Source organism: Simplicispira sedimenti (assembly GCF_022760965.1).
Classification (GTDB): Bacteria; Pseudomonadota; Gammaproteobacteria; order Burkholderiales; family Burkholderiaceae_C; genus Simplicispira; species Simplicispira sedimenti.
The window spans coordinates 102,244-122,367 of the sequence record NZ_JAKVIJ010000002.1; the positions used below are offsets into that span (position 1 = coordinate 102,244).

22 protein-coding genes and 2 tRNA genes are annotated in these 20,124 nt (G+C 65.9%); 19 read left to right on the forward strand and 5 right to left on the reverse strand.

Annotated elements, in window-relative coordinates:
- Position 1: 1 nt before the first annotated feature.
- The 10 genes from MJ602_RS02920 (at position 2) to tatC (ending at position 5,867) form a co-directional block, all read left to right on the forward strand.
- Positions 2-382 carry a Rieske (2Fe-2S) protein gene (locus MJ602_RS02920; RefSeq protein WP_243019337.1) on the forward strand — a complete coding sequence of 127 codons (381 nt, stop codon included), beginning with the start codon at positions 2-4 and terminating at the stop codon, positions 380-382.
- Between the two features lies 1 nt (position 383).
- Complete coding sequence (locus MJ602_RS02925; RefSeq protein WP_243019338.1) at positions 384-1,430, forward strand: S49 family peptidase; 1,047 nt, start codon at positions 384-386, stop codon at positions 1,428-1,430.
- A 24-nt stretch (positions 1,431-1,454) separates the two neighbouring features.
- Positions 1,455-1,844: a phosphoribosyl-AMP cyclohydrolase gene (gene hisI / locus MJ602_RS02930; protein ID WP_162017314.1), complete on the forward strand. Its 390-nt coding sequence runs from the start codon at positions 1,455-1,457 to the stop codon at positions 1,842-1,844.
- Positions 1,845-1,851: 7 nt separating this feature from the next.
- Positions 1,852-2,199, forward strand: a complete 348-nt coding sequence (locus MJ602_RS02935) for a phosphoribosyl-ATP diphosphatase (RefSeq protein ID WP_162017313.1) — start codon at positions 1,852-1,854, stop codon at positions 2,197-2,199.
- 28 nt (positions 2,200-2,227) lie between these two features.
- Entirely contained in the window at positions 2,228-2,608 is a 381-nt protein-coding gene (locus MJ602_RS02940) for a DUF4870 family protein (protein ID WP_162017312.1), read from the forward strand.
- Positions 2,601-3,638 carry a patatin-like phospholipase family protein gene (locus MJ602_RS02945; RefSeq protein ID WP_243019339.1) on the forward strand — a complete coding sequence of 346 codons (1,038 nt, stop codon included), beginning with the start codon at positions 2,601-2,603 and terminating at the stop codon, positions 3,636-3,638. Before MJ602_RS02940 ends, MJ602_RS02945 begins: the two co-directional genes overlap by 8 nt.
- Before the next feature lie 196 nt (positions 3,639-3,834).
- Positions 3,835-4,200 carry a histidine triad nucleotide-binding protein gene (locus tag MJ602_RS02950; protein WP_243019536.1) on the forward strand — a complete coding sequence of 122 codons (366 nt, stop codon included), beginning with the start codon at positions 3,835-3,837 and terminating at the stop codon, positions 4,198-4,200.
- Between the two features lie 77 nt (positions 4,201-4,277).
- Positions 4,278-4,523, forward strand: coding sequence for a Sec-independent protein translocase subunit TatA (gene tatA / locus MJ602_RS02955; RefSeq protein ID WP_243019340.1), 246 nt, complete (start codon positions 4,278-4,280; stop codon positions 4,521-4,523).
- 28 nt (positions 4,524-4,551) lie between these two features.
- Positions 4,552-5,022: a Sec-independent protein translocase protein TatB gene (gene tatB, locus MJ602_RS02960; RefSeq protein ID WP_162017308.1), complete on the forward strand. Its 471-nt coding sequence runs from the start codon at positions 4,552-4,554 to the stop codon at positions 5,020-5,022.
- A gap of 53 nt (positions 5,023-5,075) precedes the next feature.
- Positions 5,076-5,867 (forward strand): twin-arginine translocase subunit TatC, encoded by a 792-nt coding sequence (tatC, locus tag MJ602_RS02965; protein ID WP_243019341.1) that lies wholly within the window; start codon positions 5,076-5,078, stop codon positions 5,865-5,867.
- Positions 5,868-5,879: 12 nt separating this feature from the next.
- Here the strand turns inward: tatC and MJ602_RS02970 are convergent, their stop codons facing one another.
- Positions 5,880-7,028: a trypsin-like peptidase domain-containing protein gene (locus MJ602_RS02970; protein ID WP_243019342.1), complete on the reverse strand. Its 1,149-nt coding sequence runs from the start codon at positions 7,026-7,028 to the stop codon at positions 5,880-5,882.
- 74 nt (positions 7,029-7,102) lie between these two features.
- Between MJ602_RS02970 and MJ602_RS02975 the strand changes: the two genes are divergently transcribed.
- The gene (locus MJ602_RS02975; RefSeq protein ID WP_279235700.1) at positions 7,103-7,855 is read left to right on the forward strand and encodes a Nif3-like dinuclear metal center hexameric protein; all 753 of its coding nucleotides are present in this window, start codon (positions 7,103-7,105) and stop codon (positions 7,853-7,855) included.
- Positions 7,856-7,910: 55 nt separating this feature from the next.
- Positions 7,911-8,957 carry a 4-hydroxythreonine-4-phosphate dehydrogenase PdxA gene (pdxA, locus tag MJ602_RS02980; protein ID WP_243019343.1) on the forward strand — a complete coding sequence of 349 codons (1,047 nt, stop codon included), beginning with the start codon at positions 7,911-7,913 and terminating at the stop codon, positions 8,955-8,957.
- A gap of 16 nt (positions 8,958-8,973) precedes the next feature.
- Here pdxA and mscL read toward each other — a convergent pair whose 3' ends face one another.
- Complete coding sequence (mscL, locus tag MJ602_RS02985) at positions 8,974-9,411, reverse strand: large conductance mechanosensitive channel protein MscL (RefSeq protein ID WP_243019344.1); 438 nt, start codon at positions 9,409-9,411, stop codon at positions 8,974-8,976.
- A 156-nt stretch (positions 9,412-9,567) separates the two neighbouring features.
- On the opposite strand from mscL, the gene petA reads away from it, so the two are divergent.
- From petA to MJ602_RS03015, 6 genes are all read left to right on the forward strand, one after another.
- A complete protein-coding gene (petA, locus tag MJ602_RS02990; protein WP_162017302.1) occupies positions 9,568-10,167 on the forward strand; it encodes a ubiquinol-cytochrome c reductase iron-sulfur subunit in 600 nt (199 codons plus the stop codon).
- Between the two features lie 14 nt (positions 10,168-10,181).
- Complete coding sequence (locus MJ602_RS02995) at positions 10,182-11,597, forward strand: cytochrome b (RefSeq protein ID WP_162017301.1); 1,416 nt, start codon at positions 10,182-10,184, stop codon at positions 11,595-11,597.
- A gap of 17 nt (positions 11,598-11,614) precedes the next feature.
- Positions 11,615-12,358 carry a cytochrome c1 gene (locus tag MJ602_RS03000; RefSeq protein WP_243019345.1) on the forward strand — a complete coding sequence of 248 codons (744 nt, stop codon included), beginning with the start codon at positions 11,615-11,617 and terminating at the stop codon, positions 12,356-12,358.
- A gap of 108 nt (positions 12,359-12,466) precedes the next feature.
- Positions 12,467-13,078, forward strand: coding sequence for a glutathione S-transferase N-terminal domain-containing protein (locus MJ602_RS03005; protein WP_162017299.1), 612 nt, complete (start codon positions 12,467-12,469; stop codon positions 13,076-13,078).
- A 37-nt stretch (positions 13,079-13,115) separates the two neighbouring features.
- Positions 13,116-13,604, forward strand: a complete 489-nt coding sequence (locus tag MJ602_RS03010; protein ID WP_162017298.1) for a ClpXP protease specificity-enhancing factor — start codon at positions 13,116-13,118, stop codon at positions 13,602-13,604.
- 28 nt (positions 13,605-13,632) lie between these two features.
- Positions 13,633-13,707: transfer RNA gene (locus MJ602_RS03015), tRNA-Thr, on the forward strand.
- A gap of 184 nt (positions 13,708-13,891) precedes the next feature.
- Here the strand turns inward: MJ602_RS03015 and MJ602_RS03020 are convergent.
- Positions 13,892-14,368 (reverse strand): winged helix-turn-helix transcriptional regulator, encoded by a 477-nt coding sequence (locus MJ602_RS03020; RefSeq protein ID WP_243019346.1) that lies wholly within the window; start codon positions 14,366-14,368, stop codon positions 13,892-13,894.
- Positions 14,369-14,494: 126 nt separating this feature from the next.
- Between MJ602_RS03020 and MJ602_RS03025 the strand changes: the two genes are divergently transcribed.
- Complete coding sequence (locus MJ602_RS03025; protein WP_243019347.1) at positions 14,495-15,805, forward strand: D-amino acid dehydrogenase; 1,311 nt, start codon at positions 14,495-14,497, stop codon at positions 15,803-15,805.
- A gap of 130 nt (positions 15,806-15,935) precedes the next feature.
- On the opposite strand, the gene MJ602_RS03030 is transcribed toward MJ602_RS03025, so the two are convergent.
- Positions 15,936-16,010: transfer RNA gene (locus MJ602_RS03030), tRNA-Arg, on the reverse strand.
- Between the two features lie 102 nt (positions 16,011-16,112).
- Positions 16,113-20,120, reverse strand: coding sequence for a translocation/assembly module TamB domain-containing protein (locus MJ602_RS16785; RefSeq protein WP_243019348.1), 4,008 nt, complete (start codon positions 20,118-20,120; stop codon positions 16,113-16,115).
- Positions 20,121-20,124: the final 4 nt, after the last annotated feature.

The window sequence follows — 20,124 nt, forward strand, 5'->3', positions numbered from 1 at the left end:
GATGAGCGAGCACACCGATCCACCAGCCTTGCCCCTGTGCCCCAGCGCCGACCTGCAGGAGGGCGGCCTGGCCGTGCCGTTTGACGTGCTGTACCACGGGCAGCATTGCCGCGCCTTTGCCATCCGCTTCGAGGGGCGGGTGCACGCCTATCTCAACCGCTGCGCCCATGTGCCCATGGAAATGGACTACCAGGAAAACCGCTTTTTCGACGACAGCGGGCGCTGGCTGATGTGTGCCACCCACGGCGCTACCTATGCCCCCGACACCGGCACCTGCGTGGGCGGCCCCTGCCGGGGCGGGCTGGTCAAGATCGCCCTGACCGAGAGCGATGGCATGGTGCACTGGCATACTGCGCAATCTTTGAAACCTGTGGATTTCTGACATGACCGACCCCCAAGCGACTTCTGGCGCTGGATCTGAGCAAAAACCATTGCCGACGCCCGATCCATGGGCGCAAGTTGCTACTCAATCGGTAGCAAAAGAGGATGCTTCCAGCGCTCCGGGCTGGGAGCGCGGGGTGCTCGAAAAACTCGCCTTTGCCGCGCTGGCAGAGCAGCGTGCCGCTCGGCGCTGGCGCATCTTCTTTCGCCTGGTCTGGCTGTTGCTGTTTGCCGGCCTGGTCTGGACGCTGGCTTCCAACGAAATGGCCAGCAATGCCAGCAAATCGGCGCCCCACACGGCGGTGGTGAACGTCAAGGGCGAAATCGCCGATGGCGCGGAAGCCAGTGCCGAGAATGTGCTCGCTGCGCTGCGCAGTGCGTTCGAGGACCAGGGCTCGCAGGCTGTGGTGTTGCTCATCAATTCGCCCGGTGGCAGCCCGGTGCAGGCAGGCATCATCAACGATGAGATCGTGCGCCTCAAGCAAAAGCACAACAAGCCGCTGTACGCAGTGGTGGAAGAAACCTGCGCATCGGCCGCTTATTACATTGCCGCCGCCGCCGACGACATCTACGTGGACAAGGCCAGCATTGTGGGCAGCATCGGCGTGCTGATGGATGGTTTTGGCTTCACCGGCACCATGGAAAAGCTCGGGGTCGAGCGCCGTTTGCTGATCGCCGGGGAGAACAAGGGCTTTCTGGACCCCTTCAGCCCGCAGTCGGACAAGCAGCGCCAGTTCGCGCAGTCCATGCTCGACCAGATCCACCAGCAATTCATCGCGGTGGTCAAGGAAGGGCGAGGCGACCGGCTCAAGTCCACCGACGAAACCTTCAGCGGCCTGTTCTGGACGGGCCAACAGGCCATCGATCTGGGCCTGGCCGACCACCTGGGCAGCCTGGACTACGTGGCGCGCGAGGTGGTCAAGGCCGAGGACATCATCGACTACACGCGCCGCGAGAACGTGGCCGAGCGCCTGGTCAAGCGCTTTGGCATGACCCTGGGCGAAGGGGCCGTGCACGCGATGCGCTCCTGGGCGCCGCAGTGGCGCTGAACGGCTTTCAAGGACAATGCCGACATGAACTGGCTGGACGAAGTGAAATGGGATGCGCAGGGCCTGGTGCCCGTCATCGCGCAGGAAAAAGACACGGGCGATGTGCTGATGTTTGCCTGGATGAACCGCGAGGCCCTGGCCAAGACGGCCGAGCTGGGTCGCGCGGTGTATTTCAGTCGCTCGCGCGGCAAGCTCTGGTTCAAGGGCGAAGAGTCCGGCCACGTGCAGACCGTGCACGAGATCCGCACCGACTGCGACACCGATGTGGTCTTGCTCAAGGTCACCCAACTGGGCCATGAGCCCGGCATTGCCTGCCACACCGGTCGGCACAGCTGCTTCTTCAACGTGCTGCAGGGCGATGCCTGGCAGGCTGCCGACCCGGTGCTCAAAGACCCGGAATCGATCTACAAGTGATACCCACATGACCCGCAGCGACACCCTGGCCCGCGTGGCCGCCACCATCGAAAGCCGCAAGCCCGCGCTGGGCGCCGACCCCGCTACCAGCTACGTGGCCCGCCTGCTGGCCAAGGGGCCGGATGCATTTCTGAAGAAAATCGGCGAGGAAGCCACCGAGGTCGTGCTGGCCGCCAAGGACGTGGACCATGGCGCCGACAAGGCCAAGCTCGTGTACGAGGTGGCCGATCTGTGGTTCCACAGCCTGGTGGCGCTGGCCCACTACGGGCTGCACCCCGACGACGTGCTGGCCGAACTGGAGCGCCGCGAAGGCACCAGCGGCATTGCCGAAAAGGCCGCACGCGACCGCACCTGAAACCCGCATCCCCGAGGAGGGCTGTGCCATGAGCGACATCACCGATGTGGAAGACCAACGTGCCGAGGGCCTCAAGGCCTGGGGATGGGTCAGCTACCTGCTGCACCTGATCGTGGCCGTGGGCGCCGTGATTCCGGGCGCACAGCCCGGCGCGGCGCTGCTCATCATTGCGCTGGTCATCGACCTGGTGAAAAAAGGCGATGCCGACGGTACCTGGCAGGCCAGCCACTACGCCTGGCGCATCCGTACCGTGATCTGGGCCGGGGTGTTGTACGTGCTGACGGCGCCCTTGTGGGTGTTGTTCCTGTTGCCGGGCTGGATTGCCTGGGGGCTGATCTCCATCTGGTTCCTCTACCGCATCGTGCGCGGTATGGTCACCATGAACCAGAGCCGTGCGATCGATGCCTGAGCCAGAGCGCACCCCAGCCAAGGGCCTGAACCTGGCCTTGCAAGGCGGGGGCTCGCACGGTGCGTTCACTTGGGGCGTGCTCGATGCGCTGCTGGAAGACGGGCAGTGGACGCTCGACGGCATCAGTGGCACCAGCGCTGGGGCCATGAACGCGGTTGCGTTGGCCCACGGTTTTGCACAGGCGGCGCGTGAGCATGCCGACCCGCTGGATGCACGTCAGGCGGGTGCCGCATTGGCACGCGCCACGCTGCGTCGCCTGTGGGAGGGTGTGGGCGCCCTGGGCAACATGGCCTGGGGGCTTCCTCAGTCCCAGGGTTTTGCCGGGCTGCCGATGATGGCCACGCCCTGGCTGGCGCCCGCGCAGATCAATCCCTTCGACATCAATCCGTTGCGCAGCCTGCTGGCGCGCGTAGTGGATTTCGAGCTGCTGGCGTCGCAGCGCAAGGGCGTGCCCCAGGTGTTTGTGTGCGCCACCAACGTGCGCACGGGGCGCGGGGAAATCTTTGCCGGCCCTCGGCTGTCGGCCGATGCGGTCATGGCCTCGGCCTGTCTGCCCTTGATGTTCAGCGCGGTGCGGATCGAGGGCGAGCTGTACTGGGACGGGGGCTATTCCGGCAACCCGGCGTTGTACCCGCTGATCTACCAGACCGAGTGCAGCGACATCCTGCTGGTGCAGATCAATCCGATCGAGCATTTGGGCGTGCCCGACACCATGCCGGAGATCATGGATCGCATGAACGAAATCACCTTCAACGCCAGCCTGCTGGCCGAGTTGCGGGCCATCGAGTTCGTGCGCCGCCTGCTGGCCGAGGGCAAGCTGGACCCGCGCCGCTACAAGAACGTGCGCATGCACCGCATCGATGGCGGAACCCCGCTGCAAGGCCAGGGTTTTGCCAGCAAGTCGCGCGCGGATGCGGCCTTTCTGCACAAACTCTTCGACCTGGGCCGCGAGGCTGGGCAGCAGTGGCTGCTGGCGCACCGCGCCGATGTGGGCGTGCGCGCCACGCTGGATCTGGCGCAGCATGCATGATGGGGAGCAACCCCCTGTGGCGCTGCGCGCCTTCCCCCTTCTCTCGAATTGCTGCGCAATTCGGGAAGGGGGACGCTCCCAGCACGGCGGGGCGGCCCTTGCGCGGGAGCCCTGGCATAGCTTGCGCTCGCTTCCTGCGGTGTGGGTGGAATGCGGCGCCACACCTCTTTCTATCTTGACTTTTTGAACCATGACCATGGCGACTTTGCACGATCCCAACTGCCTCTTCTGCAAGATCATTGCGGGCCAGATTCCGTCCCGCAAGGTGTACGAGGATGACGAGATCTTTGCCTTCCATGACATCCACCCCTGGGCGCCGGTGCATTTTCTGATGGTGCCCAAGCTGCACTTGCCCTCCATGGCGCAGGTGCAGCCGGAGCATGCGGGGCTGCTCGGGCGCATGATGGCGCTGGCGCCGCGCCTGGCGCTGGAGCAGGGCTGCCGCCCTTATCCCGAGGGGGGGTTCCGCATTGTGGTGAACACGGGGCTTGAAGGCGGGCAGGAAATCCACCATCTGCATGTGCATGTGTTGGGTGGACCGCGTCCGTGGCTCAAGGGCTGAGAGCTGTTTTGCAAGGTCTCTGACAGATTCGTCACAGGCGCCGACTAAAATGGCCCGCATTCGTTAGGAGAATTTCCATGGGTACTTTTTCCATCTGGCATTGGCTGGTTGTCCTGCTGATCGTCGTGCTGGTGTTTGGCACCAAAAAGCTCAAGAACATCGGTTCTGATCTGGGTGGCGCCGTCAAGGGCTTCAAGGACGGCATGAAGGATGGCACTTCCGGTGATGCGTCCGCCCCGGCCACGCCGCCCGCAGGCCAAGTCACGGGCAGCACGGCCGCCGACAAGACGACCATCGACGTCGAAGCCAAGCAAAAAAGCTGATGCTTGAAACCGAGAGGCGGGCGCACGCATGATTGATATCGGCCTGTCCAAGATGGCGCTGGTTGGCGTGGTGGCGCTCATCGTCATCGGGCCTGAGAAGCTGCCGCGCGTTGCGCGCACCGTGGGCACCTTGCTGGGCAAGGCGCAGCGCTACGTGTCCGACGTCAAGGCCGAGGTCAACCGTTCCATGGAGCTTGACGAGCTCAAGAAGATGAAGGAAACGGTGGAAAGCGCGGCCCGCGACGTGGAACACTCCGTCCAGACCGCGGCCAATGAGTTCGAGCAGGACTGGGCTGAAGCCACCGGCCAGGCCAGCGCGGAGCTGGAGGGCAGTGCCACGGTGGAGCCGGCGGCTCCCGTGTACCGGCATCCGGGCAAGAACTGGCGCCTCAAGCGTGGCGCGGTGCCCCAGTGGTACAAGTCGCGCAACGGCGTGCGTACCAAGGCGCAATCTGGCGCTGCGCGTGTTGCGCGCTACCGGCCCCAAAAATTCCACTGACGCGCGCTTGCCAGCGACGCCACCGCAGGCCGTAGTCCTGCAGGCAACCCATCATGTCCGACCAACCATCCAAAGACGAAGAATTAGCCGGCACCGAGCAGCCCTTTGTGGAGCATCTTGTCGAGCTGCGCGACCGACTGGTCAAGGCACTGATCGCCGTGGGTGTGGCTGCAGCGCTGCTGTTTTTCTTCCCCGGGCCAGGGGCCCTCTATGACTTGCTGGCCGCTCCCCTGGTGGCCCATCTGCCCAAAGGGGCCACGCTGATCGCCACCTCGGTGATTTCGCCCTTCATGGTGCCGCTCAAGATTTTGCTGGTCTCTGCCTTTCTGCTGGCCCTGCCTGTGGTGTTGTGGCAGGTCTGGGCCTTCATCGCGCCGGGGCTGTATGCCCATGAGAAGCGCCTGGTGCTGCCCCTGGTGGTTTCCAGCACCTTGCTGTTCTTTGTGGGTGTGGGCTTTTGTTATTTCTTCGTTTTTGGGCAGGTGTTCAGCTTCATCCAGAGCTTTGCGCCCAAGAGCATCACGGCCGCGCCTGACATCGAGGCCTACCTCAGCTTCGTGCTGACCATGTTTATTGCCTTTGGCCTGGCCTTCGAGGTGCCCATTGTGGTGATCGTGCTGGCGCGCCTGGGGCTGGTGAGCGTGGAGAAGCTCAAGGCGTTTCGGGGGTATTTCGTCGTGCTGGCCTTCATCGTCGCTGCCGTTGTGACGCCGCCCGATGTGGTGTCGCAACTGGCACTGGCCGTGCCCATGTGCCTGCTGTACGAACTGGGTATCTGGGCTGCGCAAGTCTTCATCCGGCACACGCGGGCGCCGGACGACGTGCAGGAAACCACGCCGCGCTGACCGGCGCGCTGCTCAGCGCTGGCGGGTGCGTCGGGCCTGTGGCCGCACGCCGGGCGTCAGCTCCAGGTCGAGCATCCGGTTGCCACGCTGCACCTGGAACGGTGCCGCTTCTCCGGGGCGCAGCGCCGCCACCGAGGACAGCAGGCCCGCCACGTTGGTCACGGGCTTGCCCGCCACTTGCACGATCACGTCGCCAGGACGGATACCGCCCACGGCTGCAGGGCCGTCTTGCAGCACGCCGGTGATGATGACGCCTTCGGTGGCTTTGACGCCAAAGGTCTCGGCCAGTTCGGGCGACAGTTCGTTGGGTTCCACGCCGATCCAGCCGCGCGTGACCTTGCCCTCGCGCACGATGCCGTCGAGCACCATGCGCGCCGTGGACACCGGAATGGCAAAGCCAATGCCCAGGCTCCCGCCCGAGCGTGAGTAGATGGCGGTGTTGATGCCCAGCAGGTTGCCGTTCACGTCCACCAGGGCGCCCCCCGAGTTGCCGGGGTTGATGGCGGCGTCGGTCTGGATGAAGTTCTCGAAGGTGTTGATGCCCAGCTGGCTGCGCCCCAGCGCGCTGACGATGCCGCTGGTCACCGTCTGCCCCACGCCAAACGGGTTGCCAATGGCCAGCACGATGTCGCCCACGGCCAGCTCGTCGGAGTTGCCCAGCACGATGACGGGCAGCTTGTCGAGTTCGACCTTGAGGATGGCCAGGTCGGTCTCGGGGTCGGTGCCCACCACGCGGGCGCGCGCCCGGCGGCTGTCGGAGAGGGTGACGTCGATCTCGTCGGCCCCCTCGACCACGTGGTTGTTGGTGAGGATGTAGCCATCGGGGCTCACGATCACGCCGCTGCCCAGGCCGGTCTGGGGCTCGTTGCCCATGTCGCCAAAGAAGAAGCGGAACCAAGGGTCGTTGCTGCGCGGATCGCGCGCCGGGGCGGTGCTGGTGTTGATGCTCACCACGGCGGGCGAGGCCTTGCGCGCCGCGCCGCTGAGGCTGCCTGGCGGCACGTAGCCGCTGGCGGCTGGAGGGGCCTCGATGAGCGCAATGCCGGCGCTCGACCGGATGGCGCCCTTGCGGATCCAGTCCGGTTGCAGGGTGGCAACGACAAAATAGGCCGCGACGAGAACCGTCACGGTCTGCGAAAACAGCAACCAGATGCGTTTCATGGACGATGGGCGATGAGAGTGCGGCTGCTATTGTGGCCCAAGCGCTGCCCCCTGCGCCGCACGACAATACGGCCATGCCCATTCACCGAGACACCATGCTGCAGGCGCTGGACGCGCTCTTGCAGCCCGAACGCTTCAAGGACTACGGCCCCAATGGCCTGCAGGTCGAAGGCAAGGCGCAGATTGCGCGCATCGTCAGTGGCGTGACGGCCAGCCGTGCGCTGATCGACGCCGCCATTGCGCAGCAGGCCGACGCCATCTTTGTGCACCACGGCCTGTTCTGGCGCGGGCAGGACGGGCGCGTCACCGGCTGGATGAAGCAACGCCTGCAGCGCCTGCTGGCGCACGACATCAGCCTGTACGCCTACCACCTGCCCCTGGACGCGCACCCCGAACTGGGCAACAACGCCCGCCTGGGCGCACTGCTGGGCTGGCAGGCCGACGCGCGCTTTGGCGAGCAGGACCTGGGCTGCGTGGCCAGCGTGGACTATGGCAACGCGCAGCTGCTGGCGCAGCATGTGCAGCAGGTGCTGGGGCGCGGCACCACGCTGGTGGAGCCCGAGGACGCCAGGCCCATCCGTCGCGTGGCCTGGTGCAGCGGCGGGGCGCAGGGTTACTTCGAGGCCGCCATGGCCGCCGGTGCCGATGCGTTCATCACCGGCGAAATCTCCGAGCCCCAGGCCCACCTGGCGCGCGAGAGTGGCGTGGCCTTCATCGCCGCCGGGCACCACGCCACCGAACGCTATGGCGCCCCGGCGGTGGCCGCCCATGTGGCGGCACAGCTGGGGTTGGAGCACCGGTTCATCGACATCGACAATCCCGCATGATACGCTATAAAAATGATAGCTGCTTGCGCAATGAATACGAGCGCTAGAGGCATAAATGACTGAAAAATCTACGCTGCGCCCTCTGGCCATCACCCAGGGAGACCCTGCAGGCATAGGCCCCGAGATCGTCGCCAAGGCATTCCGGGACGCACCTGAGCTGCTGCGCGGCTGTTTCGCCGTGGGCGACCTGGCTACGCTGCGCCGCGCTGCACAGTGCATCGTCCGGCCGGGCCAGCCCGAGCTGCCGGTGGCGCAGATCGATGCGCCCGTGCAGGCGCTGGACATGCCGCCGCGTTGCCTGCCGGTGCTGCCGCTGCCCGGCCTGCCGGGGCCGGTGCCCTGGGGCCAGGTCTCGGCGCAGGCCGGCCGGGCGGCAGCGCAGTGCGTGGTGTGGGCCGCGCGCGCGGCCTTGCGTGGCGAGGTGGCCGGGCTGGTGACGGCACCGTTGCACAAGGAATCCTTGCACGCGGCGGGTGTGGACTACCCCGGCCACACCGAGCTGCTGCAGGCCGAGGCGGCTGCGCACGCAGGCGTTGCGCTGGCCGACATGCCCGTGCGCATGATGCTGGCCAGCGATGAGCTGTGCACAGTGCTGGTCAGCATCCATGTGTCCTTGCGCGACGCGCTGGCCGCCGTGACGCAAGGCAACCTGTTGCAAACCCTGCAGATCACGCACGAAGCGTTGTCGCGCAGCCTGGGGCGCGCGCCGCGCATCGCTGTGGCTGGCCTGAACCCGCACGCGGGCGAAGGGGGGCTGTTTGGCCGCGAGGAGATCGAGGTGATCGCCCCCGCCATCGCCGAGGGTCTGCGCAGGGGCTGGACCGTGGTGGGGCCTTTGCCGCCCGACACGGTGTTCATGCGCGCACGCAATGCGCCGGGTCATCCAGGCGAGTTTGATGCGGTGCTTTCCATGTACCACGACCAGGGCCTGATTCCCATGAAATACCTGGGCGTGGACAAGGGCGTGAACGTGACCCTGGGCCTGCCGCTGGTGCGCACCAGCCCGGACCATGGCACCGCTTTCGACATCGCGGGCCAGGGCGTGGCCGATGCCTCCAGCCTCATCGAGGCCGTGCGCATGGCGCGCCGCCTGGCGCTGTAAAACTCAGCGCAGGTGCTCAGCGCTTGAGGCTGTCGCGGATTTCGCGCAGCAGCACGATGTCTTCGGGCGTGGGGGCGGGGGCGGCGGGTGCTTCGGGGGCCGCAGGGGCCTCGCGCTTGAGGCGGTTGATCTGCTTGATCATCATGAAGATGATGAACGCCAGGATGAAGAAGTTCACCGCCACGGTGATGAAATTGCCATAGGCAAACACCGGCACGCCCGCCTTCTTGAGCGCATCCAGCGTCATGGCTGTGCCTTCGGGCACGGTGCCCAGCACCAGGAACAGGTTGGAAAAATCCAGCTTGCCGAACACCAAGCCTACCACCGGCATGATGAGGTCGGACACCACCGAGTCAACGATCTTGCCAAAGGCGCCGCCAATGATCACGCCCACGGCCAAGTCGATGACGTTGCCCTTGATGGCGAATTCACGAAATTCCTGCATCATTCCCATGGTTCGATTCCTTTCAAAACGACAAGCCCGCAGTATCACGCAATCGCCGTATTTTCGATCCAGGTCATGACTGCGCGAGAAAGCGGCGGTTGGTTCATTGCAGTCCGCTACAATTTACGGTTGTCCCAACCCTAGCGATGATCATAGAGGACCCCCATGAGTGACACTCCAATCGACTCCAGCAAACGGACGTGGCTGATCGCGACCGGCTGCGCGGGCGCTGTGGGCGGCGTAGCAACCGCCGTTCCGTTCGTGAGTACCTTCCAGCCCTCCGAGAAGGCCAAGGCCGCCGGTGCTGCGGTTGAAGTGGACATTTCTCAGCTCAAGCCCGGTGAGCGCGCCATCGTCGAGTGGCGCGGCAAGCCGGTCTGGATCATCAAGCGCACGCCCGAGCAGCTGGCCGATCTGCCTGCGCTGGATGCGCAGCTCGCCGATCCCAAGTCCGAGCGCAAGCCCGACGAGTTCACGCCAGCCTACGCGCGCAACGGCCACCGCTCCATCAAGCCCGAAGTCCTCGTGGCCGTGGGCATCTGCCCGCACCTGGGCTGCTCGCCCTCTGAAAAATACACGCCCGGTCCTCAGCCTTCGCTGCCCGACGACTGGAAGGGTGGCTTCCTGTGCCCTTGCCATGGTTCGACCTTCGACATGGCCGGCCGTGTGTTCAAGAACAAGCCTTCGCCGGACAACCTCGAAATCCCGCCGCACATGTATCTGTCGGATACGCGCCTGCTCATCGGTGAAGACAAGAAAGCCTAATCGAGGACCCCACCATGGCCGAATTCAAGGAAATTTCCCCCAACGCCTCGGCGGGCGCCAAGCTCACCAACTGGTTTGAGAACCGCTTTCCCACGGCATTCGACGCCTATCGCGTCCACATGTCGGAGTACTACGCACCCAAGAACTTCAACTTCTGGTACATCTTCGGCTCGCTGGCCCTGCTGGTGCTGGTGATCCAGATCGTCACCGGCATCTTCCTGGTGATGCACTACAAGCCCGACGCCGCCAAGGCCTTCGAGTCGGTCGAGTACATCATGCGCGACGTGCCCTGGGGCTGGTTGATTCGCTACATGCACTCCACGGGCGCCTCGGCATTCTTTGTCGTGGTGTACCTGCACATGTTCCGCGGCCTGCTCTACGGCAGCTACCGCAAACCGCGTGAGTTGGTCTGGATCTTCGGCTGCGCCATCTTCCTGGCGTTGATGGCCGAAGCCTTCATGGGCTACCTGCTGCCCTGGGGCCAGATGTCGTACTGGGGCGCCCAGGTGATCGTGAACCTGTTTGCTGCCATCCCGCTCGTGGGTCCCGATCTGGCGCTGCTGATCCGTGGCGACTATGTGGTGTCTGACGCCACCCTGAACCGCTTCTTCAGCTTCCACGTGATCGCCGTACCCCTGGTGCTGCTGGGCTTGGTCGTGGCGCACTTGCTGGCCTTGCACGACGTGGGTTCCAACAACCCCGACGGCGTGGAAATCAAGAAGGGCCCCAAAGGCAACCGCTGGTCTCCCAATGCACCTGCGGACGGCATTCCGTTCCACCCCTACTACTCGGTACATGACATCTTCGGTGTCTGCGTGTTCCTGATGGTGTTCTCGGCCGTGGTCTTCTTCGCCCCTGAGGCGGGTGGCTACTTCCTAGAGTACAACAACTTCATCCCGGCCGACCCCATGGTCACGCCGGCACACATCGCTCCGGTGTGGTACTTCACGCCGTTCTACTCCATGCTGCGCGCCATCACCGCCGAGATGATGTATGCGCTGGTCGCGTGCGTGGTGCTGGCTGCAGCGTTTGGTGTGTTCAAGGCGCGCATGCCGGTGCTCTTCAAGGGCATCGTCGCCGTGGCTGCTGCGGTGGTCGTGGCCCTCATGCTGGCCATTGACGCCAAGTTCTGGGGCGTGGTCGTGATGGGCGGCGCCGTGATCATCCTGTTCTTCCTGCCTTGGCTGGACAACAGCCCGGTCAAGTCGATCCGCTACCGTCCGAGCTGGCACAAGTACGTGTATGCCGTGTTCGTGGTCAACTTCGTGATCCTGGCCTACTTGGGTGTGCAGCCGCCGTCGCCTGTGGGCGAGCGCGTTTCGCAGGTCGGCACGCTGCTGTACTTCGGCTTCTTCCTGCTGATGCCCTGGTGGAGTGCCAAGGGTGAGACCAAGCCGGTGCCCGACCGTGTCACCTACAAAGCGCATTGAGCCGGAGTCAACCCACCATGAAAAAAATCATTCTCTCGTTCATTGCAGCCCTGGGTCTGGCCGCTGGCGCGGCGCACGCTGCTGGCGGTAGCACCATCCCTTGGGACAAGGCGCCCAACAAGCTCAACGATCTGCCTGCCCTGCAGAATGGTGCCAAGCTGTTCGTGAACTACTGCGTGGGCTGCCATTCGGCCGCGTTCATGCGTTACAACCGCCTCAAGGACATCGGCCTGACCGAGCAGCAGATCAAGGACAACCTGCTGCTGACCACGGACAAGATCGGTGAGACCATGAAGGCCAACATCGATCCGAAGCAGGCCAAGGAATGGTTCGGCGCCAACCCGCCCGACCTGACCGTGATCGCTCGCTCGCGCGCCGGCCATGGTGGTACGGGTGCCGACTACCTCTACACCTTCCTGCGCTCCTTCTACCGTGATGAAGCCAAGGCCACGGGTTGGAACAACGTGCTGTTCCCCAACGTGGGCATGCCGCATGCCCTGTGGCAACTGCAGGGTGAGCGCCGTGCGGTGTTCGACCAAACCACCCATGCCTTCAAGGGCTACGAGCAGATCACGCCCGGCTCCATGAGCGCGCAGGACTACGATGCCGCCATCGGCGACCTCGTGGCCTACATGCAGTGGATGGGTGAGCCTGCCCAGGGCACGCGTGTCCGCCTGGGCATCTGGGTGCTGGGCTTCCTGTTCGTCATGACATTCTTCGCCTGGAAGCTCAACGCAGCCTACTGGAAAGACGTCAAGTAAGGCCCGGTCTCGACCTGGCCACCGCCGCCGCCCTGGCGGCGGTGCATTTCTCTACGGAGTGGGCGCTTGCGAGCGCTCCACTCCTTTGGTTTTTAGGAGCTACTCGCCATGATGGTGCTTTATTCGGGAACCACCTGTCCCTTCTCCCACCGTTGCCGTTTCGTGCTGTTCGAAAAAGGCATGGACTTTGAAATCCGCGACGTGGATCTTTACAACAAGCCCGAGGACATCAGCGTGATGAACCCCTACGGGCAGGTTCCCATCCTAGTTGAACGTGACCTGATCCTGTACGAATCGAACATCATCAACGAGTACATCGACGAGCGCTTCCCGCACCCCCAGCTCATGCCTGGCGATCCGGTGGACCGCGCCCGCGTGCGCCTGTTCCTGCTCAACTTCGAGAAGGAACTGTTCGTGCACGTCGGCACGCTCGAATCGCGTGCCTCCAAGAGCAACGAAAAAGCCCTGGAAAAGGCCCGCGCCCACATCCGCGATCGCCTGACGCAGCTCGCCCCCGTGTTCCTGAAGAACAAGTACATGCTGGGCGAGAACTTCTCCATGCTCGACGTGGCGATTGCACCGCTGCTGTGGCGCCTGGATTACTACGGCATCGAACTGTCCAAGAACGCGGCGCCGCTGCTCAAGTACGCCGAGCGCATCTTCTCGCGCCCGGCCTACATCGAGGCGCTCACGCCCTCCGAAAAGGTCATGCGCAAGTAAGACTGTCCGTCGCCCAACCCCTGCAGGCTCCTCGCCCATGAACGCCCTGGAAACTACCTCCACGCGCCCCTACCTCATCCGTGCACTGCACGAATGGTGCACGGACAACGGCTTCACGCCCTACATCGCCGTGCGCGTGGACGAAACCGTGCAGGTGCCCATGGAGTACGTCAACAATGGCGAGATCGTGCTCAATGTCGGCTTTGATGCCACGGGCAGCCTGCAACTGGGCAACGACTACATCAGCTTCAAGGCCCGCTTTGGCGGCGTGGCGCGCGACATCATGGTGCCCGTGGGCCGGGTGATTGCCATCTACGCCCGTGAAAACGGGCAGGGCATGGCCTTCCCTCCCGCGGAAGACATGGCGCCGCCGCCCGCCACTTTTGCGGCACCGGTATCCAGTGCCGATCCAAGCCGCCTGGTGCAGCTGGTCAGCAGCGAGCCGGGCGACGAGGACAGCGACCCGCATCCCCCCGGGCCACCCCCGGCTTCGCCCACACGGCCCGCGCTCAAGCGTGTCAAGTGAGCTGGCGGGGCTTTACAATACTCCTCTCGCCGATTTAGCTCAGTGGTAGAGCAACCGCCTTGTAAGCGGTAGGTCGTCAGTTCAATCCCGACAATCGGCACCACATCAAGGGCCGCACAGTTCCAAGAACGTGCGGCCCTTTTCTTTGTGCTCTTTGGTATCGCACCGGTGCAGTGGGGGGCTGTGCGCTGGAAGCCACGTGCTGCCGATGGTATGTCGCGCTGCTTCTGCTGCGGTCGTTCATGTTGGACTGCCGAAGAAGCCATCAGGGCCCTTCCCCCGCCGCGTCAGACCTTTCCTCGCTGGACGGGGATCACGAAGCTTTCCTTGACCTCCTCCATCACCACATAGCTGTTGGACTGCGCTGGCACCGGCATGTGCTGCAGGATGGAGCCCAGCAGGTGCCGGTATTCCGACATGTCGGTCAGGCGCACCTTGACCAGGTAGTCGAAGCTGCCCGAGATCAGGTGACATTCCAGCACCTCGGGCATGTTTTGCAACTCGTCGCGCACCTTTTTGAAGATGTGCTCGGACTTCTGTGCCAGGGTGATTTCCACGAACACCAGCAGGTTCTTGCCCAGCGCGGCCGGGTTGACGCGTGCGTGGTAGCCCTTGATCACGCCCTGCGCCTCCAGCCGTTTGACCCGTTGTGAGCAGGGGGAGGTGGACAGGCCGACACGCTCGCCCAATTCGGTCATGGTCAGGCGTCCGTCCTGCTGCAAGAGGTCCAGGATGCGCCGGTCGATGGAGTCGATTTCAGACATTGTTGTTCATGCAGAAGTTTGACAATCAAAACAGCAGCTATTGCTGTATGTGTGCATTATTTCAGCAAAAGATATGCCTGAAAATCCGTAAAGTCACGATCATTCATCGTACATCGGAGACATGCCATGAAAGTTGTCGTATTGGGTGCGGGCGTGATTGGTGTGACCACCGCCTACTACCTGGCCCGCGCGGGCGCCGAGGTCACGGTTATCGACCAGCAGGAGGGCCCGGCCCTGGACACCAGCTTTGCCAATGCCGGCCAGGTCTCGTTCGGCTACTCCACGCCCTGGGGCGCGCCCGGCATCCCGGTCAAGGCGCTCAAGTGGATGTTCGAAAAGCACGCGCCGCTGTCCATCCGGCCTGACGGCACCTTGTTCCAGCTGCGCTGGATGGCCCAGATGCTGCGCAATTGCTCGGCCGAGCGCTATGCGGTCAACAAAGAGCGCATGCTGCGCTTGTCCAACTACAGCCGCGAGTGCATCACCCAGCTGCGTGCCGACACCGGCATTGCCTACGAAGGCCGCCAGGCCGGTACGCTGCAGTTGTTCCGCTCGCAAAAGCAGGTGGACCAGGCCGAGCGCGACATCGCCGTGCTCAAGGAGTGCGGCATCGCCTACGAAATGCTCGACGCCAAGGGCGTGTGCCAGGCCGAGCCTGCGCTGGCCCGGGCCGGTGCCCCGATCGCCGGCGGCCTGCGTTTGCCGCAGGACGAAACCGGCGACTGCTTCAAGTTCACCAACGCCCTGGCGCGCATGGCGCAGGAGCTGGGCGTGCAGTTCCGCTTCAACACCAGCGTGGACGGGCTGCTGTTTGACGGGCAGGGCGCCGTCAATGGCGTGCAACTGGCCACACCAGACCGGGAGGTGGTCAAGGCCGACCGCTACGTGCTGGCCATGGGCAGCTACTCGCGCCAGTTGCTGCTGTCCAGCGGGCTGGACATCCCGGTGTACCCGGTCAAAGGCTATTCGCTCACCATCCCGATCCAGGACGAGGCGCTGGCACCCGTCTCCACGGTCCTCGACGAAACCTACAAGATTGCGCTGACACGCTTTGACAACCGCATCCGCGTAGGTGGCATGGCCGAACTGTCGGGCTTTGACAAGACGTTGCGCGCGCAGCGCCGCGCCACGCTGGAGATGGTCACGCGCCAGCTTTTCCCCGGCGGCGACCTGGCACGCGCCGAGTTCTGGACCGGCTTGCGCCCCATGACACCCGACAGCACGCCCATTGTGGGCCGCACGCCGCACAGGAACCTGTACCTGAACACGGGGCACGGCACGCTGGGCTGGACCATGGCCTGCGGTTCGGGGCAACTCCTGGCCGACATCGTCACCGGCCGCAAGACCGGGATCTCCACCGAAGGCCTGTCGGTGGACCGCTACCTTGGCAGCGTCCCAACCTTGCAGGGTCGGACGGCCGCCGGCAGCGTGGCGTAAGAGTGTGCTTTGCGCTGCACAGTGACCCTGTTGCAGCGCAAAGGGGCTGCGAATCGAAGGCATGGGGCGCGGGGCACGTCAGCGCATGGCCCATGCGCAGCCGTCGCAATGTACCCATGTTTCCGTTGGGTGGTCCCCTCGACAGGAATCGAACCTGTATCTAGCGCTTAGGAGGCACTCGTTCTATCCATTGAACTACGAGGAGCGGCAGGCCAGGATTGTACGCGTTCAAACGCTTCCATTTTGATAGCTGCCTGCGCTTGATGGACGGGCGCTACAGGCCAATTTGGCCTAAATCCTTCGGCCTTCAGTCGAATCGCCGGGTGTAGATCAGATCCAGAGCCGCTTTCTCGCCTGTCTGGGCGCGCAGGGTCAGGTGGCGTGAGAGGTCGTAGAAGATGTACAGCGTGCCCATGGCGCCCGAGAGGCTGCGTTCGTAGCTCAGGTACAAGTCCTGGGACAGCCGCTTGCCCAGGGTGAGGGCGGCGCTGCTGGCGCCGTTGCTGCCGTCGGTGGTCTGGACGCCGAGTTCGTCCAGCCCGAGACGGCTGGCCAGGGGGGCTGTGGGGCTCGTCCCTTTGCTGCCCAGCAGTGCCCATGCGGCCTGCTGGAGCAGCACGGTTTCGGCAGTGCCGCTGGAGGCGCTGCGGCCCAGCACCACGAGGGCCAGTTTTTCGGCATCCGGCCGCTCCGGGTCGGCATACAGGCGCACGCGCGGGGCCTGTGCCGTGCCTTGCACCTGCACGCCGGCCCGGGTGCTGATTTGGGGGCGCAGGGCCAGGATGTCCAGTGCTGGGTTGTCGTAGACGCCGTTGAAGCGGATCAGCCCGCTCTCCACGTCCAGCATCTGGCCCCAGGCGCGGTAGCGGCCCTGCACGGTGCGCACCTCCCCGGTCACGCGCAGTGCGGCGCCTCCTGGCCCGCCACTTTGCACCTCCACCTGCCCACCCAGGCGGGTGGTGATGCCGTGGCCTTGCACGGCAAAGTCATCGCCCAGATCCAGGCGCAGCTCCACCTGGGCGGCAGGAAGGGTGCGGCGTGCAGGGGCCGCAGCGTCCCTGCGAGGGGCATCGTCCGCACGGTGCACCACCACGTCGCTGCCCAGGCGGGGGGCGTTGGCGTCCGGCAGCAGCAGGGCGGCGCGGTCCGCGCGCAGTTGGCCCTGCAAGCGCACCTGGCCCTGGGCCAGGGTGGCGCGCACCTTGCCGGACACGCTGGCCTGGCGGTCCGCGCGGGCCAGTACCTGCAGGGCGTGGGCCTGGGCGTTCAGGTCCATGGCCAGGCCTTGGCCGGCGACCCAGGTGACATGGCCCTGGGCCTCCAGGCGCCCGCCGTCGCGTGGTGGCGGTGTGCGATTGCCGCTGTAGCCGGGGATGTGGGCGCCACCGCCGGGGCTGCCGTGCAGCTGCAGTTCGGTGATCGCGATGCGGTCGCCCTGCAGCGTGGCGCGCAGGCGGCCGTCGCGCAGGTCCACGCCGTCCAGCACCGAGCGCAGCGCAAAGCCATCAGCCGCCAGCTTGCCGTGCCAGCGCGGCTGGCTGCGCGTGCCCGACAGGGTGGCCTGCGTGTCCAGCGTGCCCTGCACACGCCAGCCCGGCGGCGCCAGGGCCGACCACACGCCCAGTTGCGGCAGTTGGGCGTTCATCTGCGCTGCCACGGGGGCTTGTTCGGGCCAGAGCCAGCCCTGGTCCGTGCGCGCGATTTGTGTGGATGCCTGCAGCTCCAGTGTGCCTGCGCGTGCGCTGTCCCAGTGCAGCTGGGCGCTCAGGGTGGTGCCGTCGGTTTCCAGCTGCGCGGCCAAGGCGCGCACCCCTGCGGATTGGGGTGCGGCGCTGGTTTCGATCAGGGGCAAGGGCAGGTCGCCGCTTTCGTGCTGCAGGCGGGCGTCCAGGCGTGGTCGGGCGCCGCCTTCGGTGTCCCAGCGGCCCTTCAACAGCAGGGGGGCGACGCCTTGCGCCGTGGCAGGCCATGGGGTGCTCGATGGGGGTGCAAGCGCGGCCAGCCAGGCCAGCGGCAGGCCCTCCAGCGTGCCACGGCTCTGCCATTGCCAGGGCTGGGTCGGGTGCGTGCGCAGGCGCTGGGGCTCCCAGCGCAGCAGCGTGCGGCCGGGCTGGGGCCCGCTGAGGTGGGCCGATCCCGCATCCGCCTGCAAGGCCAGTGTGGGGCCGGGCTCGGTGTGCAGCGCCAGGGGCAGCGGTTCGGCCAGGGCCAGCAGCCAGGGCTGGCCTGCGCCTGCCGCTGTGGGCTGGGCCGTCAGTTGCAGGGTAGCGATCTGGGCGTGCCATGCCGCAGTGGCGGGGGAGTCGCCCGCTGGGGCCTTCTGGCCGCCGCTCAGGCGCGTCTGCAGGCGCAGGCGCTGGCCTTGGGTGAGGGCCTGGGCGTCCAGGTCGAGCTGGGCTTGCGCGGCGTTACCGCTGAAACGGGCCTGCACATCGCGCCATTGCACGGTGGTGGCCGCTGGGTTGTCCGCCGCGCGGGTCATCCATTCCAGACGCGGGGCGCTCAGCGTGGCTTCGAGCTGGGGTGGGGGGCTTGGGGCATTGCGGCCCGTGCCCGTGGGTACTGCCAGGCCGTCTTTCCAGCCCCCTTGCCAGCGCATGTCCAGCCGGGCCTGGCCCTGGGCCGAGCCTGCATCCAGTATGCCGGGCGGCAGGCCGGGCAGGCTGCGCAGCCAGGCCTGCACCTGGGCTGCCTGCTGCACGTCCACCTGGGCCTGGCCTGCGCCGCTGTGGGCGCTCCAGTGCCCGCTGGCCTGGGCGCTGGCGCCGGGCAGCGCCAGGGTCAGACGGCCACGCGCCTGGGGGGCATCGGCCCAGCGCAGTTCCAGCCCTGGGCTTTGTACACGGGCCTGCAGGGCTTGCAGGTCCAGGCGGTCGATCTGCAAGGTGCGGTCGTGCCAGCGGCCCTGGGCACGGGCATGGTCCAACCGCAGGCCCGGCCCAGGCGCTGTGCGGCGCGCGTCGGCCTGTACGTCCACGCGCCAGTCCAGGCCCGTGGCGTTCTGCCGTGCCTGCAGCGATCCACTGAGGGGCTGCGGCGCCCAGGCGCTGTGCAGCAGGGCGGGGTTGAAGGCGTGCAACTGGGCGCTGCCTTCCAGGGCCTTGTCCGCGGGGTGGTAGCGGCCTTGCAGGGTCATGTGGCCGCTGCCTGCCTGCAGACGGGCCTGGGCCAGCTCCCACAGCGTACCGTCGTAGTGGGCGCTGGCTTGCAGGGCCTGCAGAGGCAGGCGCTGCTGGTCCCAGGGGCCGTGCTGCGGGTTGCTCAACTGGGCCTCGATCTGCCAGCCCGCACCTTCGGGCTGCACCTGCACGTTGCCTTGCAGCGCGGTGTGCGGTGCCTGGGGCCACAGAATGGCCAAGTCCAGCGCCTGTAGCTTGGCTTGTGCCTGGCGCAGTGGCTGCGCGGCCCAGGGCGCGACGGTGGCGTCGATCTGGGCGGTGGAGTGCGTGGTGGGGGCGTGTGCTGTGTCGGGCTGCAGCCGGGCCTGCAACCGCAGCAGGGCATCGGCCCCGGCCAGAGGGCCTTGCAGCCGGGCCTGTGCTTGAAGGACCAGGTCCTGCCCGGCTGGCGTGGTGGTGTGCACCTGGCCTTGGGCTTGCACGTCCAGTGCCATGGGGGCCTGTGCCTGCAGCGTGCCACTGGCCTGGTAGCGGCCCTGGGCCACCTGCAACTGGGTGAGCTCCAGCCGGTGCGTGCTGCCGTCGTATCCGTAGTGCGCTTGCAGGTCTTGCGCGAGGGGCTGGCCGTTCCAGACGATCTGACCGATGTGCGCTGGCATGTCCACGCGCAGGGGCAGGCCGAGCTGTGTTGGCGCGGTTGTGTCGCGCTGGGCCGGGCTGGGCTGGGGGGTGTGGGTCAGCACAAGCTGTGCGGCCTGCAGGCGGCTGAGCACCACGCGGCCTTGCAGGAGCGTGGCAAGGTCCCAGGCGATCTGCACGTCTTGGGCTTGCACCTGCAGGCCGGGACCGCTCCAGCGCAGCGAGGCCATGCGGCCCCCATGGCGCAGGCTGCCCTGCACACCCTGGGCCTCGATCTGTTGGCCTGCGGGCAGCAGCGGGGTGATCCATTGCACCGCCGTGGCCAGTGAGCCGGGCAGGTGCAGCCACACGAGCAGGGCCGTGCAGGCCAGCAGCACCAGGGCGCCCGCGCGCACCAGGGCGTGGCCCAGCAGCGGTAGCAGCCAGGGCTTGCGCTGCGGCGGTGCGCTGGCGCTTGCGCCCTGGCCAGAGGCGGCTGCGTAAGGGTTGGGGCCGCTGGGCCGGCTCGCGCCAGCGGCAAACACCTTGGGGCTGGGCGCGCTAGTGTAGTGTTTCACTCTG

Coding starts and splice junctions, on each gene's coding strand:
- MJ602_RS02920 (WP_243019337.1), top strand. CDS start 2: ATGAGCGAGCACACCGATCCACCAGCCTTGCCCCTGTGCCCCAGCGCC.
- MJ602_RS02925 (WP_243019338.1), top strand. CDS start 384: ATGACCGACCCCCAAGCGACTTCTGGCGCTGGATCTGAGCAAAAACCA.
- hisI (WP_162017314.1), top strand. CDS start 1,455: ATGAACTGGCTGGACGAAGTGAAATGGGATGCGCAGGGCCTGGTGCCC.
- MJ602_RS02935 (WP_162017313.1), top strand. CDS start 1,852: ATGACCCGCAGCGACACCCTGGCCCGCGTGGCCGCCACCATCGAAAGC.
- MJ602_RS02940 (WP_162017312.1), top strand. CDS start 2,228: ATGAGCGACATCACCGATGTGGAAGACCAACGTGCCGAGGGCCTCAAG.
- MJ602_RS02945 (WP_243019339.1), top strand. CDS start 2,601: ATGCCTGAGCCAGAGCGCACCCCAGCCAAGGGCCTGAACCTGGCCTTG.
- MJ602_RS02950 (WP_243019536.1), top strand. CDS start 3,835: ATGGCGACTTTGCACGATCCCAACTGCCTCTTCTGCAAGATCATTGCG.
- tatA (WP_243019340.1), top strand. CDS start 4,278: ATGGGTACTTTTTCCATCTGGCATTGGCTGGTTGTCCTGCTGATCGTC.
- tatB (WP_162017308.1), top strand. CDS start 4,552: ATGATTGATATCGGCCTGTCCAAGATGGCGCTGGTTGGCGTGGTGGCG.
- tatC (WP_243019341.1), top strand. CDS start 5,076: ATGTCCGACCAACCATCCAAAGACGAAGAATTAGCCGGCACCGAGCAG.
- MJ602_RS02970 (WP_243019342.1), bottom strand. CDS start 7,028: ATGAAACGCATCTGGTTGCTGTTTTCGCAGACCGTGACGGTTCTCGTC.
- MJ602_RS02975 (WP_279235700.1), top strand. CDS start 7,103: ATGCCCATTCACCGAGACACCATGCTGCAGGCGCTGGACGCGCTCTTG.
- pdxA (WP_243019343.1), top strand. CDS start 7,911: ATGACTGAAAAATCTACGCTGCGCCCTCTGGCCATCACCCAGGGAGAC.
- mscL (WP_243019344.1), bottom strand. CDS start 9,411: ATGGGAATGATGCAGGAATTTCGTGAATTCGCCATCAAGGGCAACGTC.
- petA (WP_162017302.1), top strand. CDS start 9,568: ATGAGTGACACTCCAATCGACTCCAGCAAACGGACGTGGCTGATCGCG.
- MJ602_RS02995 (WP_162017301.1), top strand. CDS start 10,182: ATGGCCGAATTCAAGGAAATTTCCCCCAACGCCTCGGCGGGCGCCAAG.
- MJ602_RS03000 (WP_243019345.1), top strand. CDS start 11,615: ATGAAAAAAATCATTCTCTCGTTCATTGCAGCCCTGGGTCTGGCCGCT.
- MJ602_RS03005 (WP_162017299.1), top strand. CDS start 12,467: ATGATGGTGCTTTATTCGGGAACCACCTGTCCCTTCTCCCACCGTTGC.
- MJ602_RS03010 (WP_162017298.1), top strand. CDS start 13,116: ATGAACGCCCTGGAAACTACCTCCACGCGCCCCTACCTCATCCGTGCA.
- MJ602_RS03020 (WP_243019346.1), bottom strand. CDS start 14,368: ATGTCTGAAATCGACTCCATCGACCGGCGCATCCTGGACCTCTTGCAG.
- MJ602_RS03025 (WP_243019347.1), top strand. CDS start 14,495: ATGAAAGTTGTCGTATTGGGTGCGGGCGTGATTGGTGTGACCACCGCC.